Below are 1,602 nucleotides of genomic sequence, written 5' to 3'. Positions count from 1 at the left end.
GGAAGGTTCTTGGAGCGATCTAAGAACCCTCGCCCGATAGGGCGGGGAGTGTCAGCAGCACGGTTAACTGCAGTGATATTAATTTCAGGTCGTGATAGCAGTTCTTTGACTACGGCACTATGGTTTCTTTGTGATGCCCAATGTAGGGCAGTATTCCCATTAGAGCTGGTTCCATTGATATCAATAGCATCAGGGTTCTCTTTCATGTGCGCAATTAACGCACTGAACTCTCCATTTGCGGCTAGCTGTCTGAATAATTTATTTATTTGCTTGATTGATTGAGACTGGTTCTCTGAGCCGTGATTGCTCAACATTACTGTTGTCTTTTTTTCTAACATCATACTCATGCAAAGATTTTCTTTCGGGTTCCACAATAGGGCTGGCCTTTGCGGTGGCTTTTGGTTGTTCTACATCTTCTGCCTGATTAAGTGAAACTGGATCTGGTTTGTAAGTGGGGCCGCTGGTATTCAGTGGATTCATAATATTTTTATTATCACTCTTTGGTATAAATAGCTTTTAGATTAATAATTAACAGCAAAGTTCATTTTTTTTTGCATTAATCAATTTCAATGAATACGGCCTGATACTTTTATAATGTATCTTTTTTCACTATTTTTGTACGTGATGAAAAATAATACCCATATATGATCTGGTTCAGGGTATTTAATCTTGTCTTATGCAAAATTATTCGTTAACAAATGTTCGTTCTGGCCCCAGGTAGTGATAACCGGCATTTTGCAAAGAATCATTTAACTGTCTTAACCGGCAATTGTTTTTAAAGATTGACAATATCTGCTTTCTGTTGATCAGCCTCAGCGTTCCAGACTTTGCTCTGGCCTGTGCCAAATACAAAGTGGATATCAATCTGGCTCGTATTTTATTAAAGCCTTTTGGCCAGAAGTACGAAATTGTGATGCTTGGCGTGATGATCATCACGGCCATCTTCTCCATGTTCATGAGCAATACAGCGACCAGTTTCATGATGCTGACTATTATGACGCCATTGGTGGCACGAATGGACAGTGAGGATCCCGGATGTCGGGCAATGGTATTGAGCATTCCCATCGCCGCAAACCTGGGTGGTATGGAGACTCCGATTGGAACACCTCCCAACGCCATCGCTTTCCGTTACTTTGTCGGTGAGCATGCGTTGTCGTTTGGTGGCTGGATGCTGTTTGCCGTAGCGATTACTGTCATTATGATTGCTTTCAGTTGGTGGTTACTGCAGAAGATGTACCCCGCCAATGGTGGCGATCTGGATGTCCGGATTGATGGCCGTTTTGAAAGCGGCCTGAAGCCGTACATTGTTTATATCACTATGGCATTGACTATCCTGCTGTGGATGTTCTCCAGTGTCCACGGCATTAATGCTTATGCCGTCGCTATTATCCCGGTTGCTGTATTCAGCCTGTGTGGCATTGTTGATAAGCAGGATCTGAAGCATATCAGCTGGGATGTGCTCTGGCTGCTTGCCGGTGGTATTGCCATTGGTACTGCGCTTGCCTCGTCTGGTCTTTCAGAGTTGATTGTCAGTATGGTGCCATTTGAACAGTTGAAATAAAAAGCAACGAACGCAACAAGCCCTGCTAGACTTGGCCTGTG

Annotated in this window: 2 protein-coding genes; one reads left to right on the top strand and one right to left on the bottom strand. The window is 43.6% G+C overall.

Going from position 1 to position 1,602, the window contains the following annotated elements; translation table 11 throughout:
* A partial coding sequence (locus KDK15_RS04935; RefSeq protein WP_257294253.1) for an ankyrin repeat domain-containing protein occupies positions 1-347 on the bottom strand: 347 nt, incomplete at its 3' end.
* A gap of 422 nt (positions 348-769) precedes the next feature.
* Here KDK15_RS04935 and KDK15_RS04930 point away from each other — a divergent pair.
* Entirely contained in the window at positions 770-1,561 is a 792-nt protein-coding gene (locus tag KDK15_RS04930) for an SLC13 family permease (protein WP_257294252.1), read from the top strand.
* The last annotated feature ends 41 nt before the right edge of the window (positions 1,562-1,602 follow it).

The organism is Endozoicomonas sp. YOMI1, assembly GCF_024606345.1.
Classification (GTDB): Bacteria; Pseudomonadota; Gammaproteobacteria; order Pseudomonadales; family Endozoicomonadaceae; genus Endozoicomonas.
This window is presented reverse-complemented; position numbering and strand designations above follow the sequence as displayed.